19 protein-coding genes are annotated in these 20,208 nt (G+C 34.1%); 15 read left to right on the top strand and 4 right to left on the bottom strand.

The annotated features are described in order from the left end of the window. The first annotated feature begins 29 nt into the window (after positions 1 to 29). The 15 genes from PHO71_RS19980 (at position 30) to PHO71_RS19910 (ending at position 16,321) form a co-directional block, all read left to right on the top strand. Positions 30 to 995: a site-specific integrase gene (locus tag PHO71_RS19980; RefSeq protein ID WP_300206745.1), complete on the top strand. Its 966-nt coding sequence runs from the start codon at positions 30 to 32 to the stop codon at positions 993 to 995. Positions 996 to 1,289: 294 nt separating this feature from the next. Next, positions 1,290 to 1,868, top strand: coding sequence for a UpxY family transcription antiterminator (locus PHO71_RS19975; RefSeq protein ID WP_300206731.1), 579 nt, complete (start codon positions 1,290 to 1,292; stop codon positions 1,866 to 1,868). Positions 1,869 to 1,900: 32 nt separating this feature from the next. Then, positions 1,901 to 2,269 (top strand): UpxZ family transcription anti-terminator antagonist, encoded by a 369-nt coding sequence (locus PHO71_RS19970; protein WP_300206729.1) that lies wholly within the window; start codon positions 1,901 to 1,903, stop codon positions 2,267 to 2,269. A gap of 17 nt (positions 2,270 to 2,286) precedes the next feature. Beyond that, entirely contained in the window at positions 2,287 to 4,701 is a 2,415-nt protein-coding gene (locus tag PHO71_RS19965) for an SLBB domain-containing protein (RefSeq protein ID WP_300206727.1), read from the top strand. A 7-nt stretch (positions 4,702 to 4,708) separates the two neighbouring features. Continuing rightward, positions 4,709 to 5,806: a Wzz/FepE/Etk N-terminal domain-containing protein gene (locus PHO71_RS19960; protein ID WP_300206725.1), complete on the top strand. Its 1,098-nt coding sequence runs from the start codon at positions 4,709 to 4,711 to the stop codon at positions 5,804 to 5,806. Between the two features lie 69 nt (positions 5,807 to 5,875). Continuing rightward, positions 5,876 to 7,414, top strand: a complete 1,539-nt coding sequence (locus tag PHO71_RS19955) for an oligosaccharide flippase family protein (protein ID WP_300206723.1) — start codon at positions 5,876 to 5,878, stop codon at positions 7,412 to 7,414. Continuing rightward, a complete protein-coding gene (locus PHO71_RS19950) occupies positions 7,411 to 8,457 on the top strand; it encodes a polysaccharide pyruvyl transferase family protein (RefSeq protein WP_300206721.1) in 1,047 nt (348 codons plus the stop codon). Before PHO71_RS19955 ends, PHO71_RS19950 begins: the two co-directional genes overlap by 4 nt. 1 nt (position 8,458) lies before the next feature. Beyond that, entirely contained in the window at positions 8,459 to 9,658 is a 1,200-nt protein-coding gene (locus PHO71_RS19945) for a Coenzyme F420 hydrogenase/dehydrogenase, beta subunit C-terminal domain (protein WP_300206719.1), read from the top strand. Positions 9,659 to 9,709: 51 nt separating this feature from the next. Next, positions 9,710 to 10,678 carry a glycosyltransferase family 2 protein gene (locus tag PHO71_RS19940; RefSeq protein WP_300206716.1) on the top strand — a complete coding sequence of 323 codons (969 nt, stop codon included), beginning with the start codon at positions 9,710 to 9,712 and terminating at the stop codon, positions 10,676 to 10,678. A gap of 93 nt (positions 10,679 to 10,771) precedes the next feature. Then, a complete protein-coding gene (locus PHO71_RS19935; protein WP_300206714.1) occupies positions 10,772 to 11,740 on the top strand; it encodes a glycosyltransferase in 969 nt (322 codons plus the stop codon). Position 11,741: 1 nt separating this feature from the next. Further along, the gene (locus PHO71_RS19930; RefSeq protein WP_300206711.1) at positions 11,742 to 12,878 is read left to right on the top strand and encodes an EpsG family protein; all 1,137 of its coding nucleotides are present in this window, start codon (positions 11,742 to 11,744) and stop codon (positions 12,876 to 12,878) included. After that, complete coding sequence (locus PHO71_RS19925; RefSeq protein WP_300206709.1) at positions 12,879 to 13,973, top strand: glycosyltransferase family 4 protein; 1,095 nt, start codon at positions 12,879 to 12,881, stop codon at positions 13,971 to 13,973. 77 nt (positions 13,974 to 14,050) lie between these two features. Beyond that, the gene (locus PHO71_RS19920; RefSeq protein WP_300206707.1) at positions 14,051 to 14,866 is read left to right on the top strand and encodes a glycosyltransferase; all 816 of its coding nucleotides are present in this window, start codon (positions 14,051 to 14,053) and stop codon (positions 14,864 to 14,866) included. Between the two features lie 48 nt (positions 14,867 to 14,914). After that, positions 14,915 to 16,042 (top strand): MraY family glycosyltransferase, encoded by a 1,128-nt coding sequence (locus tag PHO71_RS19915; RefSeq protein WP_300206705.1) that lies wholly within the window; start codon positions 14,915 to 14,917, stop codon positions 16,040 to 16,042. Between the two features lie 45 nt (positions 16,043 to 16,087). Next, on the top strand, positions 16,088 to 16,321 hold the full coding sequence (locus PHO71_RS19910) for a DUF4248 domain-containing protein (RefSeq protein WP_300206703.1): 234 nt from the start codon (positions 16,088 to 16,090) through the stop codon (positions 16,319 to 16,321). Between the two features lie 100 nt (positions 16,322 to 16,421). Here the strand turns inward: PHO71_RS19910 and PHO71_RS19905 are convergent, their stop codons facing one another. From PHO71_RS19905 to PHO71_RS19890, 4 genes are all read right to left on the bottom strand, one after another. Continuing rightward, on the bottom strand, positions 16,422 to 16,865 hold the full coding sequence (locus PHO71_RS19905; protein ID WP_300206701.1) for an N-acetylmuramoyl-L-alanine amidase: 444 nt from the start codon (positions 16,863 to 16,865) through the stop codon (positions 16,422 to 16,424). Between the two features lie 10 nt (positions 16,866 to 16,875). Next, the gene (locus tag PHO71_RS19900) at positions 16,876 to 16,977 is read right to left on the bottom strand and encodes a smalltalk protein (RefSeq protein WP_300206698.1); all 102 of its coding nucleotides are present in this window, start codon (positions 16,975 to 16,977) and stop codon (positions 16,876 to 16,878) included. A 56-nt stretch (positions 16,978 to 17,033) separates the two neighbouring features. Then, positions 17,034 to 17,513: an HU family DNA-binding protein gene (locus PHO71_RS19895; protein ID WP_300206696.1), complete on the bottom strand. Its 480-nt coding sequence runs from the start codon at positions 17,511 to 17,513 to the stop codon at positions 17,034 to 17,036. 251 nt (positions 17,514 to 17,764) lie between these two features. Continuing rightward, complete coding sequence (locus PHO71_RS19890; protein ID WP_300206694.1) at positions 17,765 to 20,092, bottom strand: DUF3987 domain-containing protein; 2,328 nt, start codon at positions 20,090 to 20,092, stop codon at positions 17,765 to 17,767. Positions 20,093 to 20,208 lie beyond the last annotated feature (116 nt).

Genomic DNA, 20,208 nt, shown 5'->3' with positions numbered 1-20,208 from the left:
GCTAATATGAACTAATTCAAAAATAAATGATGGAAAAGAACAGATTTACAATTTGTGCGAATAGTTATATCGAATCTTTGAGAAAAGAGGGACGTTACTCTACAGCACATGTATACAAAAACGCTTTGCGTTCTTTTACTCAATTCAGTGGAACGCCTTCCATTGCTTTCCACCAAGTAAACCGTGAGAGCTTGAAGCGTTATGGTAATTATCTTCTTGCCCGCCGTTTGAAGCTTAATACCATTTCTACTTATATGCGTATGTTGCGTTGTATTTATAATCAAGGAGTCGATTTAGGACAAGCACCTTATATACATCGTCTTTTTCGCGATGTTTTCACCGGAGTAGACACCAGACAAAAGAAAGCGCTTCCCATACATGAACTTCATACCTTATTATATAAAGATCCTCAGTCAGAATCTCTTCGTCGTACACAAGCCATTGCTAATTTATTATTTCAGTTTTGTGGAATGCCTTTTGCTGATTTTGCTCATTTGGAAATATCAAATTTGAAACATGGCATTCTGAAATATCATCGTACCAAAACGGGGACACCTATGAGTGTTGAGATTTTGGATACCTCTATAGAAGATATTGCAAAGCTTCGCAATAAACACTTGTCTCGTCGTTCAGATTATCCTGATTATCTCTTTCATGTATTGAGTGGTAATTATAAAAAGCATGAAGAAGATGCTTATATAGAGTACCAATCAGCATTGCGTCGTTTTAATAATCAACTGAAGAGTTTAGCCAGACGGTTATGTATCCATTCTTCAGTTACTTCATATACATTTCGGCACTCATGGGCTACCACTGCCAAGTATCGGGGAACTCCGATTGAGATGATTAGCGAATCCTTGGGGCATAAATCGATTAAAACTACACAAATTTATTTGAAAGGTTTCGAATTGGAGGAGAGAACAAAGGTTAATAGACAGAATTGTTTTTACATTAAAAACTGTAGAAAAAGATATTTAGAGATGGTAAATAGTTGATTTATAGTTATGTTTCGCTTCCATTACTTCTTAGGTAACGGATTCTAATTTGCTGCAAAGATAGGCAAAAATGTCAATAGCATACAAGTAAAAAAATCTTTTTTTTCTTTACTGATTAGAAATATATAGTAGATATATCTTAGGACACGAAAATACTCGTTTCGTGTCCTAAGATACTCTATTCTCTATATGTCAGTGAGTACCCTTTACATCAAACGAGACTCTTCTTAACATTTGATATAACTTTTCTGTCCGTTACCTAAGAAGTAACAGATGAACAAGGGGTAAAAATAGATGATTCTTAACAAAAATGACGATTCCCAAATTCTGCCGGCAAATGTGACTGGCAGAAGCGTAGCACACTCAAAACGTTGGTTGGTAGCCATTGTCCATATTTATCATGAGAAAAAAACAAGTGAGCGCCTTACTAAAATGGGTATCGAGAACTTTCTACCTGTTCAACAAGAACTTCATCAGTGGAGTGACCGTCGTAAAGTAATTGACCGCGTATTACTTCCAATGATGCTTTTTGTTCATGTCGATCTTCAGGAACAAAAAGAAGTCTTAACATTATCTGCAATCACTCGATATATGGTACTACGTGGTGAGAGTACTCCGGCAGTGATTCCCGATGAGCAGATGTTACGTTTCAAGTTTATGCTCGATTATTCAGAAGAAACTATCAGCATGAGTTCATCTCCTTTGTCTCCGGGAGAAAAGATCCGAGTTATAAAGGGTCCTTTAACAGGATTGGAAGGAGAGTTGGTTACGGTTAATGGAAAATCGAAAGTTGCTGTTCGTTTAACCATGTTAGGATGTGCTTTTGTCGATATGCCTGTCGGCTGCATAGAGTCTCTTAACAAAGAACTCTGATAAAGGGTAAATATAGAATCATTAATTGGGAAATGGGGAATATATTATTGCAAGACAAAATTGATAATCTGCATAATTTAGCAGATAGCTTCCTTCACATTGGCAGTAAAAATGGGTATGTGTATGCCGATGATCTTTCTTTACTTAATAAAGAAATTCACAATCAGATTAATGAATTGTATCCTCAACGAGGTAAAACAGTAGAGCAGGAGGCTGCTTTATGTTTGGCTCTTTTAATGGGATATAGTGTATCGTTGTATGCCAACTCTGAAGATGAATTGAAAAAACAAGCTATTTTGATTCGTTCCTGGAAAATTCTTCCAAAACTCCCCCCTTCTTTTTTAAAAGAACAATTACTTATCTTTTGTAATGAATTGAAACACTCATTTGAAATCAATTGATATTTATTAATTAGTAAATGAAAATACAAAAACTATTTAGTGTATTTCTCTTCATTTTGATGTTAGGAAGTACCTCTGTATTAATGGCTCAAAACATGAGCGATCAGCAAGTACTTGAATATGTAAAAGAGGGCATCAAACAAGGAAAGGAGCAAAAACAGATAGCTTCTGAACTGGCACGCAAAGGTATAACCAAAGAACAGGCAATTCGCGTTAAAGAATTGTATGAGAAGCAGAATAATGTAAATACTTTCAGATCCACCGGGACAGATGTCAATGAATCCCGTCTTCGTGAAGAAATGAAGGAAAACACTTCGGATATGTTGGAAGATCAGCCTACCACTCAAGATTTGGCTCGTGAAGATCAAGTGTTTGGTCGTAATATCTTCAATACCCGAAACCTGACTTTTGAGCCTAGTGTCAATCTGGCTACTCCTTCCAATTATCGTTTGGGTCCCGGTGACGAAGTAATCATTGATATCTGGGGAGCGAGTCAAAATACTATCCGGCAAGCTATATCCCCTGAAGGTACTATTAATATTCAAAAAATCGGTCCTGTTTCTCTGAGTGGATTAACAGTTTCCGAAGCGAACGATTATCTAAAGAAATCCCTGAATAAGATATATAATGGTTTGAATAACAGCGTCGATCCGAGTTCCGATATCCGTTTGACATTAGGTAATATTCGGACTATCCAGATTAATATCATGGGTGAAGTTGTTCAGCCCGGTACTTATGCGCTCTCTTCCTTCTCCACCGTCTTTCATGCACTGTATCGCGCAGGTGGAGTAAGTAATATTGGAAGTCTGCGTAACGTCCAACTGGTAAGAAATGGTAAGAAAATTGCTACCATTGATGTTTACGAATTCATCATGAAGGGAAATACACAAGACGACATTCGTCTGCAAGAAAGTGATGTTGTTATTGTTCCGGCTTATGAAGTCTTAGTTAAGATCAGTGGTAAAGTAAAACGTCCTATGCGTTTTGAAATGAAGAAAGATGAAACACTTTCCACTTTAATCAAATATGCCGGTAATTTTGATGCTGATGCTTACACTCGATCCTTGCGAGTTGTTCGTCAGAATGGACAGGAGTATGAAGTGAATACGGTGAAAGATATAGATTATAGTATTTACCCGATGCGTAACGGTGATGTTGTTACTGCAGAAGCCATCCTCAACCGTTTCACCAATAAACTGGAAATTCGTGGTGCTGTCTACCGTCCCGGTATCTATCAATTAAGCGGCAAGCTCAATACTATCCGTGAGTTAGTAAATGAAGCCCAAGGCTTGACCGGTGATGCTTTTCTAAACCGTTCTGTTTTATATCGTCAGCGTGAAGACCTTACTACAGAAGTAATACCTATAGATATAAAATCTATTATGAATGGTACAGTTCCCAATATCGCCTTGATGAAGAATGATATTCTTTATATTCCCAGTATTCATGATTTAGAAGATCGCGGTAATATAACGGTTCATGGTGAAGTTGCTAAACCGGATTCTTATCCCTACGCTGATAATATGACATTGGAAGATTTGATTATTCAGGCGGGAGGTTTGCGCGAAGCTGCTTCTACCGTTCGTGTGGATGTAACAAGACGAATTAAGAACCCCCGTAGTATATTAAATAATGATACTATTGGTCAAATGTATACTTTCTCTTTAAAAGATGGGTTTGTGGTGGATGGACAGCCCGGATTTGTACTTCAACCTTATGATGAAGTTTATGTGCGTCGTAGTCCGGGTTACCAACCTCAACAGAATGTAGCAATAGAGGGACAAATCTTATTTGGAGGTAATTATGCTTTGACTAGCCGCGAAGAGCGTTTATCTGATTTAATTAGCAAAGCTGGTGGCACCACTAATTACGCTTATTTACGTGGTGCAAAATTGACTCGTGTAGCCAATGCGAGTGAGAAAAAACGTATGAATGATGTCATTCGTTTGATGCGTCGTCAGTTGGGAGAGGCAATGATTGATTCTTTAGGAATTGAAGTAGAGAATACTTTTACTGTAGGTATCGATTTGGAAAAGGCGTTGGCTAACCCCAAAAGTTCTGCCGATATTGTTTTGCGCGAAGGCGATGTTATTTCTATACCAAAAAATACGAATACAGTAACCATCGATGGTGCCGTGATGATGCCGAATACTGTGTCTTATCTGGAAGGTAAAGATATTAATTACTATTTGAATCAGTCTGGTGGCTATTCAGACAATGCGAAGAAGAGTAAGAAGTTCATTGTGTATATGAACGGTCAGGTAACCAGGGTAAAAGGTAATGGTAAGAAACAGATTGAACCAGGGTGTGAGATTATAGTTCCAAGTAAATCGAAGAAGCGAACCAATATAGGAGAGATTTTAGGATATGCTACCTCTTTCAGTACAATGGGTATGATGATTGCTTCTATTGCTAATTTAATAAAGAAATAATATTCTTATGTCTGAAAAAGCATTAGAAAAGAAAGCAGAAGAGATGGAAATTGATTTATTAGATATCCTCCGTAGAATCATAGCTATGCGCAGGATGCTTTATAAGGCAACTATTGTAGGTATAATAATTGGTGTGATTGTGAGTTTGAGTATCCCTAAGCAATATACAGTGAATGTTACTTTATCTCCAGAAATGGGTACGAATAAAGCTGGGAATGGAATAGCTGGTCTTGCAGCCTCTTTTCTTGGAGGAAGTACTGCAATAGGAGAGGGGACAGATGCTTTGAATGCTTCTTTATCATCTGATATTGTTTCTTCTACTCCTTTTTTGCTGGAATTGCTAAATATGCAAGTTGTAGTAGATGAAGACAATCAAAAAACTTTATCTACTTATCTGGAAGATGAATCCTCTCCTTGGTGGAGTTATCTTATAGGATTGCCTGGTATGGCAATTAATGGGGTGAAATTATTATTTGCAGACAAAGAACTTACTAATGCGGCTAATTGGCAACATAGTGGAGTGATTAACTTGACAAAGAAAGAAAAAGAGAAAGTAGCTTTTTTGAAGAAAAATATTACAGCTTCCATTGATAAGAAGACGGCAATTACCAATGTGACTGTTATTCTGCAAGATCCTAGAGTAGCTGCAGTTGTAGCTGATTCTGTAGTTCATCGTTTACAAGAATATATAATTAACTATCGTACTTCCAAAGCAAAAGAAGATTGTGCTTATCTTGAAAAGCTATTTGAGGAAAGAAAACAGGAGTACTATGAAATTCAGAAAAAATATGCTGAATATGTGGATACACATGATAATTTAATACTTCAAAGTGTACGTGCTGAACAGGAGCGTCTACAAAATGATATGAGTTTGGCTTATCAAGTATATAGTCAAGTTGCTAACCAATTACAAGTTGCCAGAGCTAAAGTTCAGGAAGAGAAGCCAGTGTTTGCTGTTGTAGAACCTGCTGTTATACCTTTAAAGGCTTCTGGTATAAGTTCAAAAGTGTATATTATTCTATTTGGTTTTATGGCTGTTATGTGTACTATTGGTTGGATGCTTTTAGGTAAAGGAATGTGGACAAATTTTAGAGCACAATTGTAAACTTATATATTACCGACAACTTGCTATTTTGATTTGAAATTTGATGATCAATAAGATATATTTTAAAATATGGCTGTAAATTTATCTATGGGTAATAACTCTCAAAATAATAAAAGAATAGCAAGGAATACATTAATGCTTTATATTCGTATGGTACTGACTTTAGGAGTCGGTCTTTATACGAGCCGAGTGATCTTACGGGTATTGGGAATTGAGGATTATGGTATTTATAATATTGTTGGAGGTGTTATTGTACTTTTTTCATTTTTAAATAGTGCTCTGACGCAGGCTACTCAGCGTTTCTTGACTTATGAATTGGGAAGAAATGATCGACAAAGATTTAGGCAAGTTTTTAGTATTAGTATATTGGTTTATTTAGGTCTGTCAATAATAATAATTGGTATAGGAGAAACTGCAGGGCTATGGTTTCTTAATACAAAATTAAATATTGATGGTGATAAAATTGTTGAAGCTAATTGGGTCTATCAATTTTCCATTATTGCTTTCTTCTTTAATATGATGTATACTCCTTATAATGCAGCTATCATTGCTTATGAGAAAATGTCTTTTTATGCATATACTTCTATAATTGAGGTATTGTTGAAACTTTTTATAGTGTATTTATTAATATTGATTGAGTATGATAAATTAACTGTTTATGCAATTTTGGTTTCTCTTGTTTCGTTCGTTATTTTATGTATTTATGTAACGTATTGTACTTATAGATTTAAAGAATGTCGCTTTACGTTTTACTGGAATAAAAATATGTTTTTGAAATTGGTTAGTTTTTCAGGCTGGAGTATGTTTGGAAGTCTTTCAGTTATGGCAGCAAACCAAGGTGTAAATTTACTTTTAAACATATTTTTTGGAGTAGTAGTAAATGCTGCGATGGGGATTACAAATCAAATAAGTAATGCTATTAACCAATTAGTATTAAATATTCAGGTTGCTTTTAATCCTCAGATAACAAAGTCTTATGCAAAAGGTGATAGGGAGTATTGGGAAACATTAGTTTTTCGCTCAGCTAAATCCTCTTATCTTCTATTACTTTTAATTTCTTTTCCCTTTTTAATTGAAACTGATATGATATTACATATTTGGTTAGAGAATGTTCCTCCATATACAGTTTCATTTTGTCGGCTTGCAGTTATATCATTGTTGATAGATGCTTTATCAGGACCTCTTTGGATACTTATTCAAGCAAATGGTCGGATAAAAAAATATCAGTTGATTGTCGGCTCGGTTATATTATTGAATTTAGTTTTATCATATATGATGTTTTATTTAGGTTATAATCCTAATACTGCATTAATCATTCGATGTGTAATTTGTGGTGTATTATTGATAATACGGCTTGTCTTGTTTGTAGATATGTTGAATTTTCCGTCTGTGGAGTTTTGCAAACAAGTCATGCTGAGGGTAATGTTAGTGACATTGTTGGCTGCTCCGTTTCCTTTGATTATAAGTCAATATATAAATGGTGTTACTGGCTTAGTAATTACCTCAATAACTGCATTTATTTCAATTATATTATTTTCTTATCTAATAGGAATGAATGCTAATGAAAAATTTTTTTTGAAAAAATATATATATAGTAAGATAAAATGAAAAAATTGCTTTCTTGGATAAAACATTTTTGTTGGATTCTTAAAAATAAGTGTGCTGAACAAAGTTTAATAAGTTTGATTAGTTCTCATCAAGATAAAACTATTTTTCTGTTTGGCTCTCCATGGCATAGTAATATGGGGGATCAAGCTCAAACATATTGTATTCAAAAGTGGTTAGAAAAAAATTATACAGAATATCATTTGATCATTTTAACACTAATGACTTCAACAGACAAAGTAATAAACTGTATAAGGAAGCATATAAAGTCAGATGATTTATTAATGTGTCACAGTGGATATCATATAACAAATTTATATAAAGAAAAAGACGTTTATTGTAAGATAGCACGTCTGTTCCCTGATTTTAAGATTTTTATTTTCCCACAAACTATAAATTTTGTAAATGACCCAGAAGAAGAGAAAAATGTTTCAGATATGTTTAATAAGCATGGAAAAATAACATTATGTTGTAGAGATGAGTTTTCATTTCAATATGCCCAAGAAATATTTGTTAATTGTAGTCTATTGTTATATCCTGATATCGTAACTTCATTGATTGGTACTATGAAATATAATAATCTTCGTAAAGGAGTACTTTTTTGTATGAGGAATGATATAGAAGCTTTATATACTTCAGAAGAAATACAATTTTTACGTAATAGATTTGGAAGTATGAATACTGATATAACTGATACAACTATACCAACTTCTTATTCAGTGATAAAGAAAAAAAGAGAAAGTATTCTGTTAGAGATGTTTGAACAATTTTCAAAATATGAATTAGTTGTTACTGACCGTTATCATGGTACAATATTTTCATTAATAGCAGGTACACCCGTTATTGTGATTTCATCTACTGATCATAAATTGAGTTCGGGAGTTAGATGGTTTCCGGAAAGTTTTAATGATTATGTAAAATTTGCCTCTAATTTAGATGAAGTTTACCAGTTGGCGCAGGATGTTCTATCCAATAAAAATCGCACTTATTTACTTCCTGCGTATTTCGAACAAAAATATTATTCAGTATTAAAATCTAAACTTTAAAATGGAACTATGTAGCTTAGTAGAATGTACTGGATGTTTGGCATGTGTTAATTCATGTCCTAAGAATGCTTTAAAAATTTCTGTAAATGCAGAAGGATTTTATGAACCTTTATTGATTGCAGATGCATGTGTTGATTGTGGACTATGTGAGAGAAGTTGTCCAATACTAAAAAAAGTAGAGAAGACAAAAACAGAACAGTTTGGATATGCTATATGGAGTCGTAACAATGTAACTAGAAAAGTAAGCTCCTCAGGAGGTATTTTCTCAGAACTAGCTTTATATATCTTGAGAAAAGGAGGAGTTGTATTTGGTGTTGCCTTTGACCAAAATTTTAAAGTTTCGCATATCTTGGTAGATAGAAGTGAGGATTTGATAAAGTTGAGAGGATCTAAGTATTTACAAAGTGATGTGGGAGATTCTTACCAGAAGGTGAAAATATTATTAAAGAAAGGACAATTTGTTCTTTTTAGTGGGACTCCTTGTCAGATTGCAGGGCTTTATGGATACCTAAATAAAGATTATGAAAATCTTATAACATGTGATTTTGTTTGTCATGGAGTTCCTTCTCCTTCTGTATTTCTAAAATATAAAGAATGGTTAGAAATAAAATATAATTCTTCTCTTATTAATTATTCTTTTCGCGATAAAAGAAAAAGTTGGTGTTGGTTTAATACTAAAGCAACATTTCAATCTGGTGAAGTTTATATTGGGAGTTGGTTTAAGGACCCTTATATGAGGTTATTTTTAAGAGATAATATATTGCGTAAGTCTTGTTATCATTGTCATTATACAAATATGGATCGTATGGGCGATGTCACAATTGGTGATTTTTGGGGATATAAGGCATCTTGTAAACAAGATAAAGATACAGATGAGGGAATTTCGATGTTGTTAGTAAATTCATCAAAAGGGAAGAAAATATTTGATGAAATAAAAAATGATACAATTTATTTTGAAAGAAGCATTGAGTCTATTTCAGTTAGTCAAAAAAGTCTATCTTCTCCGTGGAAAGAACCTCATACAAGGGAGGACTTTTGGACTGATTTTAAAAAGATGGAGTTTAATGATATAATAAAAAAATGGGGATATTCAGAAAAAAGAAATTTACCACAATTTCTTATATCTGAATTTGGAAGCAATTTATGTACGACATCCATTGGTAATCTTTACTATAAATTGGTACGTTTCCTCTTTCGTTAATATTTGATATTTAGAGATATCTAATTAATTATTATAATCGATTTTTAGATTTTGAAATTTTCAATCATAATCCCTATATATAAAGTAGAAGACTATATAGCAGAATGTTTATATTCAGTTATTCATCAAACCTATAAAGATGGATTTGAGTGCATTCTAGTAGATGATAATACACCAGATGACAGTATGAAAATAGTTCGTCAAGTGTTATCTTCTTATCGTGGCAATATTCAGTTTAAAATAGTACATCATCAAGAGAATAAAGGTTTATCGGCTGCTAGGAATACAGGAGTAAGGGAGGCTACAGGAGATTACTTATATTTCTTGGATTCAGATGATCTTTTACCAGAACAGACTATTGAATCGTTATTAAAGACTTGCCAAAACGAATCGCCGGATGTCGTGATGGGAGATTTTGAATTAATAGGTGAAAGCGATAATGTTCCTAAGTTGAATACTCAAATTAGCAATTATAATAACCAAGTAGATATATTTAATGCATTTATTTCACGTCATTTATATGAAATGGCCTGGAATAAATTAGTTCGGAAGGATTTCTTTTTGCGCCATGAATTATGGTTTCGTGAGGGTATCCTTCATGAGGATAGTCTATGGTCTTTTTTCCTTTTCTATTATTGTCAGAATTTGAAGATTTGTTTTTCAAATACATATAGGTATCGTATTCGACAAAACTCAATAATGACAGATCCTGTAAATACAAATAGAAGTTATAGGAGTTGTTTTGAAATTTATTCTTTGAAAATGGGTTTTATTGAAAAATGCGTATTATTCCAGAAATGTGATCAACTGATTAAGTATATGGTTGATGAGAAATTTTCACTCCAAAGAAAGATGGTGGATTTAGGGATCAATAATGAGGAATATGTCCTAGTTAAAAATACAATAGGGTTTAGTTATATTTTAAAAAAAGGGTTGTCTAGTAGGACTAGAGTAAAAATAATTATTTCAAGTTTTCCATTGAATATATTTAAATTAGTACTGCCAATTCTTACAAATTAATTTATTAATTTTTATTTTCTCTCTGAAAATTAATGATGGAATATCTCTTATTTTATAGAGATGTATTTATAATGATTATATTTTAGTATAAAAATGAAGTTGTCCATAATTATACCTGTTTTTAATGTAGAACTATATTTACATAAGTGCCTACTTTCTTGTTTGGAACAAGATTTAGTGTGTGGAGATTATGAAATAATAATAATAGATGATGGTTCTACAGATTCTAGTTTGTTAATAGCACAAGAGTTTGCTGAAAAATATAGTAATATAAAAGTTTATTCCCAAAAGAATAGTGGGCAGAGTGTAGCTCGTAATCGAGGTCTTTCTCTTGCAAAGGGAGAATATGTATGGTATGTCGATCCTGATGATTGGTTAGAGCCTTCAATATTTCAAAAACTATATATGGAGGTGTCAAATAATAGCTTGGATTGTTTATGGTTCAAATGGAGAAGAATTGATGCTAATGGACGTTGTTATGTAAATAGCTCAGATAACACATCTCAACAGAAAGGAACTGATGTAGAATCAGGTATTTCTTTTTTGAATAATCATTTTGGATATGCTTGTTATTCTCCTGCTTTTTGGTTTAGAAGGCAATTTTTACTCGATAATTCTTTCTTTTTTAGAGAGGGAGTTATATTTGAAGATGCAGAGCTTATTCCTCGCATTTTATTAAAAGCTCAGAGAGTGAAATTTATTCCTCTGATCTGCTATAATTATTTTATTAGAAGTGGTTCCAGTATACAGCGTGTAAGTGAAAAAAAATACAGAGATTTAAAATCTGTAATAGAATCTGTCGATAATTTTAACAGTTTAGATACGAATGGTTATTTTGATAGATTATATAGCTCATTAGTTATTCTAGGTATTAGATTAGTTGCATCTGATATGTATAAAGACTATCGAGATGATTTTTTATCTTTTTTGAGTAAGATGTCTCGGAAATTGGTTGTTTTTGATAAATCAACATTGAATAGATCAATTATAGGAATGTTGCATTTGTCACCCAATATAGCATTAAATGTATTGATAATATTAAGAAAAATTTCAGGTAGATAAAATGTGGACAGCGATATTGTTGTTGCTTTTATTATTAATTTTCTCTTTGTTTTCTTACTCGACTGTCAATTCTATATTGGTAGAGTCCAGCAGGGTTAGAACTCCTTTTTTGATAAGTAGAAGTAAGTTTTTCTTGGTTCTATCTTTCTTGTTGTTTTATATATTAATGGCTTTTAGAGATATATCTGTTGGTATTGATACAGAAACTTATAGTGAATTATATCTTGAAATAGCTAATTCTGAAATATTTTTTTCTTCCCGATACGAATTGGGCTATGTTTTACTGAATAAGTTTATTGGATTTTTGTTTCCACATTCGCCTCAGGTATTCTTTATGATAGTGTCTATATTTGTTTTATATGGATATGCACGTTTTATTTTTAAATACTCTTATATTACCTGGCTCAGCGTTCTTTTTTTCTTTTTATTTGAGTATTTTGATTTAGCAATAAATCTGACTAGGCAGAGTATTGCAATGGTACTTGTTTTGTATGCTTATGATTTTCTTATTACTCGAAGGAAAAAGGCTTTTTTTTTATTAATTATTATTGCCGGACTTTTTCATTATACAGCCTTGCTTTTTGCAATAGCCTATATTGTAAATTTTATAAAGTTTAACCGGCAAAATATTTTATATTCCTTTGTTCTGATTTTTTTTGTATATGTTTTTGCTGAATATTTTGTTCAATTGGCTTTTGGATCAATTGGAATCTATGCAGACTATGCAAATACTGTATATGCTGATGGTAATGTAAGATTGGCTTCAATTTTGAATGCATTGGTTATACTAATTTTTATAGTATTCACTCTTTTGAATAAACAGACTACTAAAAAGTATTTTGAGTCTAAATTGGATTATGCCAATGGAGAAAAAATGTTTTGGTTAATAATGTTGGGGTTGTTAATATGGGTAGCTTCTTTTTATTTTAATCAATTAGGACGTTTAGCTAGATACTTTACTGTTTTTTCGATTGTTTATATTCCTAATTTATTGTACTTAATAAAACAAACACACATTAGGAAATACTTTTATTGGAATCTATTTTTTTGTTGTTTTGCTATCTTTTATTATTTAACGATTGTCTGTTTTCGTCCTGAATGGAATGGTGTATATCCTTATAAATTCTTTTTTTTATAAATGAATATTTTACATATTACTAACGGATTGTCAGAAGGGGGAGTTGAAACATTGTTGTATTCTTTCTCGAAAGTCTTATTGGAACGAGGACATTCAGTTTCTATTTTAGTTATCTCTCAGAATAATGTAAACTTAAAAAGAAAGTTTGAAGATTTAGGTGTTAAAGTTTTGGTGGGAAATTTCTGTAATCCTTATGATGTGAGGAATATTTTTTTAATTAGAAGATATTTGCCATTTTATGATATTATACATATTCATTTATTCCCAGTGCAACTTTATGCTGTATTGGCTAACATTTCATTAGGTAAACATAAAAAGCAATTAATAACAACTGAACATAATACTTGGAATAATAGGAGGAAGTACAAGTATACACGGTATTTGGATAAGTGGTTTTATAGAAGATATTATTCTATAATTGGAATAAGTAGTGATGCGTCTTATGAGTTAATAAGGTGGTTAGGTGAAGAGAGATTTAAAGATAAGATAGCAACAGTAAATAATGGAATAGAGCAACAAGTAAGAAGTAAAAAGACTGTCTCTATCTCAGATTTTAATTGTTCGGTGAATGATTTCATTTTAGTTATGGTCGCTCGTTTTGATGCTCAAAAAGATCAAGAAACTTTAATTAGAACTTTACCCTTATTACCTGAAAACGTTCATGTTATTTTTGTAGGATCTGGTGAAACACTTGAATATAATCGAAATTTAGCTTCTATATTAAAACTTGATAAAAGGGTGTTTTTTGCGGGATTTCGTGATGATGTATTTGATATTCTTAGCATAGCACATCTTGGTGTACTGTGTAGTAATTGGGAAGGATTTGGTTTGTCAATAGTCGAATATATGTTAGCCGGATTACCAGTATTGGCTTCTAATGTAGTAGGGTTAAAATCTGTAGTAGGATGGGATGAATTGTTATATGCTCCTAAGGATTGCCAAAATTTAGCTGATAAAATACTTAAATTAATGCAGAGCGAAGTGTATTATAATGAGGTGAAAAGCTTTTGTATTGATAGATGTGGTCATTTTACAATTGAACAAATGGCTGATGAATACCTGAAAGTATATAATAAAATATTGAAAAATAGTTGATCTTTTGTGTCTGTTCAAATTGGGAATTTATTTCAATATATTACGGATATCTTATAATAAATAATAGTACTGCTTAAATGTCATTTGATTTTTCTGTATTATTCTCTTTATATAACAAAGAGAATCCTGATTTTTTACGCCGAAGTCTGGATAGTATATTTTGTCAAACGTTAGCACCTGTTGAAGTTATTTTGATTAAAGATGGGCCTTTAACAGATGAATTGGAAAATGTAATATCAGAATATCTTATAAAATATCCAGTGTTTAAGGTTATACCTCTAATGAAAAACCAAGGATTAGGTAAGGCTTTAAATGAAGGTTTGAAACATTGTTCATGTGACTTAGTAGCTCGTATGGATACAGATGATATTGCCAAGCCTAATCGTTTTGAGAAACAAATAGCTGTTTTTGAAAAGTATCCTGATATTGACGTAATTAGTTCTTGGATAGAAGAATTTGAAGGGGATATATTAAATATATCATCAGTGAAGAAATTGCCCGAATTCCATAAAGATATATTTGAGTATGCAAAAGGTCGGTGCCCGATTAATCATCCGGTAGTAATGTTTAAGAAAAATGCTGTGATAAAATCAGGTGGATATTTACATTTTCCTCTTTTTGAAGATTATTATTTGTGGATAAGAATGTTGATGAATGGTGCCAAATTTTATAATATTCAGGAGAGTCTTCTGTATTTTCGTTTTTCTTCTGATATGTTTAAACGACGTGGAGGTTGTAAATATGCATTTGATGAATTACGGTTTCAAAATATGATGCGACATGTTGGTTTTATATCATTACAAATATTTATTAGAAATATCACGATTCGTTTTATGGTGAGAGTGTTGCCTAATTACATTCGAGCTTTGCTTTATAAGAAGTTTCTTCGATGAGTTTTCAAATTATACTAAGTTTTTGAGGGGAATAAAAATATAGTTACTATGAATATTGTTTTTATAATAATAGCTTTTGCTATTTCTGCTTATGTTGCCAGGCTTATCATTCCACGTATCTTGTTAATATCATTTCGTAAAAAATTGTTTGATATTCCAGATGAGAGGAAAGTCCACAAACGTGCTATTCCCAGATTAGGCGGGGTCTCTTTTTTTCCGACAATTCTACTTTCATGCTGTTCAGTACTTGCCATCCGTACATTAACAGGATATGGAATATCTAATATGCTGGCATTATATGTTTTGCCAGAATTCCTAGTATTAGTTTGTGGGTTGGTTCTTTTATATCTAACTGGTATTGCCGATGATTTAGTAGGAGTTCGGTATCGTCAGAAATTTGTTATTCAAATTATTTGTGCCAGTTTATTTCCTGTTGCAGGACTTTGGGTAAATGATTTTTATGGGTTGTTTGGAGTAGGTATGGTGTCTGCATGGTTTGGTGTACCTTTTACAATATTGACCATCGTATTTATTACAAATGCAATTAATCTGATTGACGGGATAGATGGTCTTGCTTCCGGATTAAGTAGTGTATCTCTTCTGGTTTTTGGCTTCCTTTTTATTGAAGAGGGATTATGGATTTACAGTATGCTTGCTTTTAGTACTTTCGGGGTATTAGTCCCTTTCTTTTATTATAATGTATTTGGTAGTGCAGAACATGCTCGAAAGATATTTATGGGAGATACAGGAAGCTTAACACTTGGGTATGTATTGAGCTTTCTAGCTATTAAATATAGCCAGAATACAGAGTATGTACCTGTTACACAAGGTGCTTTTGTGATAGCTTTCAGTACACTTATCGTTCCTGCTTTCGATGTGGTTCGTGTTGTTATTGTTCGCTTCTGTAATGGAAAGAGTCCTTTCGAACCAGATAAAAATCATATTCATCACCAGTTCTTGGCAATGGGATTTACAGCTCGAAAAGCCATGCTTATAATTTTACTAATCTCATGTTTGTTTAGTGGAGTGAATATCTTGTTAATGCCTTACGTAGATAATACATTAATGTTGATGGGAGATGTTGTGGCATGGATTGGACTTAATCTTTGGTGGAGTAGGATAAGACGACAGAAATTTAGTAATAATATGTCACATAAAAGTATTGTAAATAAGTGATTTATTTTGTACCTTTATAGCATATAATTCAACTATAAAGATACAATGAACCAATCAGATTTTGTAGTGAAATGCTACAACAAACAAGAACTTGCCCAAATGTATTTTCCCGATATAAGTGTCCGTGCTTCGGTTGATAAACTTCGTCGCTGGATGCGTCGCTGCAGGCCTTTGATGGATGAGATCGTGTCTACAGACTTTCATCCTAAAACGAAAGCCTTTTCTGTGAGGGAAGTTCGTTTGATAGCTTATTATCTGGGAAAACCCGGAGATTTTTAGAAATGAATGGAGATGATCATAAGTTGGGAATAATCATAAATAACTACGGGAGGCAGCATTTTCGCTGTCTCCCGTAATTATTTTAAGTCTGCTTACAAGATTATATTTCCGCATATTCTTTTCTCGCATCAAATACCGGACAAGCCTTATGTATATCAGCACTTAACTGATAGTGTCCTGCGATTTGCGCTTCCGGATACTGGTGTTTGAGAATCGTCAGCAGATCGATCAGGGCAAAGCGCTGTGCCTGAGTCCTTGTATCTGCAGGACGTCCTTCTTCATTGAGTCCTCCTTCATAACAAATTCCAATACTGTGCCGGTTGAATCCTCTCACATGGGCGCCCGGTTCTGTCACAGGGCGGCAATGATGCAGCTCTCCGTCACGCGTGATATAGAAATGATATCCGATATCCTTGAATCCGCGTTGGAGATGACATTCCCTTAATTGTTCTACAGTGAAGGAGACATTGCAGCGTGTCGCGCTGCAATGAATCACCAACAACTTGATCTCCCGTGGCAGATACTCTTCTTTGGGTGTTTCCATAAATCTTTTTTTATAGACTTGCTGAACAGGATGTTACTCCTAAAGCCGAAATGACGGATGTTGCAATGGTCACGATAAACTGAAGAATATTCTTCCAAAATTGTTTTTTCATACGAATCTACGTTTTAAATGACTAATTAATTTTTAGAAAATGAATATGGGACTCTCTTATAGTGTCGGGTCTGGAGATTCTCCCTCATCCGGATCGGATCCTCCTTCATCCGGCAATGGTTCATCACCCTTTGAATCCGTCTTGTTGTCACTCTTGTACAAAGCGAAATCCATTGCCTTGCACAATTTTTGCAGATCACTTCCCGGATGAAACAGCACTTTACCTTTCTCTATACAATATGCCTTGAATTCTTTTTCGGTTACTGTGGGCGTACCTGTTTTCAGACTCATTCTGAAATTCCCTAAATCTCCCATCTGTACGATGTTCCCCTCTTCCAGGACATTGAGAATCTCGAGCAGGAATTCTCCTATACATCCTTCCAGTTCCCCTTTGGAGTAGGAAGAGCGTTCAGTTATACGCTTGCATACCTCCTTTACTGATACTTTCTTTCCGCTTCTCGCCACTGCATAATACTTTGGCGCTTCGTCTGGTTTCAAAAGGTTCTTTCTCGCCATAATCACATAATTCTGAGCCATAACAATTAGAATTTTAAGTTTTTAAATTTAGAATATTTCTGTAACCGATTACATGGCAAAGATACGATACGGTGAAAGTAGGGTGACGTACAATGACGTACACCGACGTAGTGTAGAAGGATAAAAACATTGGGAAGTTTGTCTTGAATCTTCTTAATGTTTTAGTTCAATCATTGAGAAGTTTTTTTCAAACTTCCCAATGATTTTACAGGGCTTTTAAACTGACAAAGTGACAAAAATGACATATGGTACTATGATTCTGTAATCTTAGTATATATACCATGAGATACTTTCTTGATTTTCAATTTATTGAGTGATTTTAGCATCCTGTATACCTTGCGATTGTTAAACCCATATTTTTCGCCGATCCTGATAGCTTCTTCGGTACTGAATGTTTCCGGTAATTCTTTAATAAAATTTCGGTTACTGTTCGGATCTTTTAACGGATGCATGGTGGGAGAAGCGATGGATGATAATAGTAATCTGCTATGTTCATAGCAGCATAGTACTATTTTCATGGAACGTTTAAAATCTTCATCTCTACAGTAAATTTCGTGTGATAAGTTGTTTTCTTCAAACTGTCTGATGCGTGTTTGAATCATGCTAATCCGCATGACAAGGGAAGCATATCTCTTTACTACTGCCTGCAAATCGTCGTTACTCTCCAGGCTGACTGAAAATAATAACTGGGAAAAAGTGTGGTTCAAATGATCCCATTGCTTACGGCTTAGATGGAAAAGTACAGGATTGTTCAGGCAGAAGTGATACATTTGGAACACTTTGGCGGCTAAGGGTTTGAATGAATCCTCCAATGAGATGTTATCGTCTCCCATCTCTTTCCAATGGGGTATTCCCCGGAAGGTATAGTTTAGGATTCTGCTCAGTAGTCCGTTCTCATAATTACCCAGTAGGTTGTTTACTTGTCCCGGAGTTCCGGTAAGGAACATGGCAAGCTTTGGATGACGAATGCAGATAGGCTTGATCCCGTTGGCTTTGAAAGAGGAATCAATATTTTCATGTTCGAATGCTTTTCGGAGCATATCGTCAAAGTTTCCGCAGTCAAGATTGTTGGCTGTGGAAAGTGTTTGTGCTTCGGTATCGAAAATGATGCTTCCTTGCGCGTCGTTATCCTGCATTTGGGTTTGCATACGGGTATAGCTTGTAGTGGCTGAAAGAAATAATGTTTTGTAAGCGGGTTTCTCCGGTTCTTCAGGACATTCCTCGTGTGACTTTCTTTTGCGATTACATTCTGTTTGCCATTGGGTATGTTCATGCTGATAGGTCTTTTGTTGGTGATCACTTGTAGAGATAATCCAGTGTTGTATATCTTCCAACAGATAACGTCCTGTTTGCGCGGTACTTTTTCCACTACCTGCCGGGGCTATAACGAAACAGAAGATGTGAGGAGAATATTTCTTATGATTATAGATTCCCAATGTCTGGGGCAATGCGGCACTTAGTGCCGTTAGGTCCGAGAGCAGGGAGATATCTTTCTCACGGTCCTCTACATCTTCGAGGATACATTCGTTTAACAGGTTGGGAAGATTTTCGTACACGTATTCTTCAAAATGCGGGGTTTTTTTTCTAAATTCTTCTCCTTCCCAATAGGCATCATCGGCTTCTGCTGCTTTATCCAAAGTACCATATGTCATTTTTGTCACTTTGTCAGTTTGCAAAGAGGATTCAGCAGTTGGATTTTGTTTAAGTGGTAAAGAGCCAACTTTTTGATAACCAGAAGATAACGTATTTTCTAACTCTTTTATAGGGAAATTGCTTTGCTCAATAAAGGGTTTGATTTCGCGTAATATGCTTTCATGCGGATATCCTCTTCGGCAGGCTTCACAAGCAAGTTTGAAGAGGTTGGTATGCCGTTGTCCATTAACGAGCGGATTTAAGAAAATATAGGACGATAGGAATTGTTTGATTTCTTCTTCGGAGGCTTCGGCTATAATATTATCGGGAGTTACTTTATTGGATGAAATACTGGAATTTACTATATTTGTGGCAGAACAGGAAGGGGGTTCACAGAGTTCGAATGCCTGATACAGACCGGCGATGTAACCATTGGGTGAATAGGTAAAATAGCACAGGCGGCTTTCGTCTTTGCAGGCGGGATCGCTTTTTAGTCCAAGAAGATGGTCGTAGTAATTGCTTACCATTTGCTGTGCTTCACGGTAGTGTCCGGTGTTATACTCTACATAGGCAAAAATCTTCACTCCATCTGTAGGGCTTTCGAGTGCTGCCAAGGTATGTGAATCTGCTGCACAATGTTTGATTATTTCCAATCGTTCGGGCACATGGTCATAATCCAGTCCGACAATATGGCTGGGTTCAAGGAAATTTTTGATGGCATGTGCTCCTTTAAACGTCCCCGCAGGTGTGAAGCAGGGAAGTTTACTTTTCATTTGCTGTGCCGCTTCATGATCTCCTTCAAGGTGATAACGCCGGATGGTGTTGATAGTAGTTGCATAGGTTGGGTGGATACAGTTGAAAATGATTTCCTGAAAGTTTTCTATTTTAGGATTTTTTGAATATACATTTTCGTAAACTGAAATTTTGATTTCTTCTAAAAGTTTCATTTTGAATTGAAATTTTATGATTATCTGTCCCACTATCAGGATAGTGGGAGCAAAGGTAGAAGATTTGATTTTGAATGTAGTACCATAAGTAGAAACCGGTTTAATAACCAAATATG

It is taken from the genome of Bacteroides sp. (genome assembly GCF_028690125.1).
Classification (GTDB): domain Bacteria; phylum Bacteroidota; class Bacteroidia; order Bacteroidales; family Bacteroidaceae; genus Bacteroides.
The sequence above is the reverse complement of the archived record's forward strand: the minus strand, read 5'-3'. Positions and strand labels throughout refer to the sequence as shown.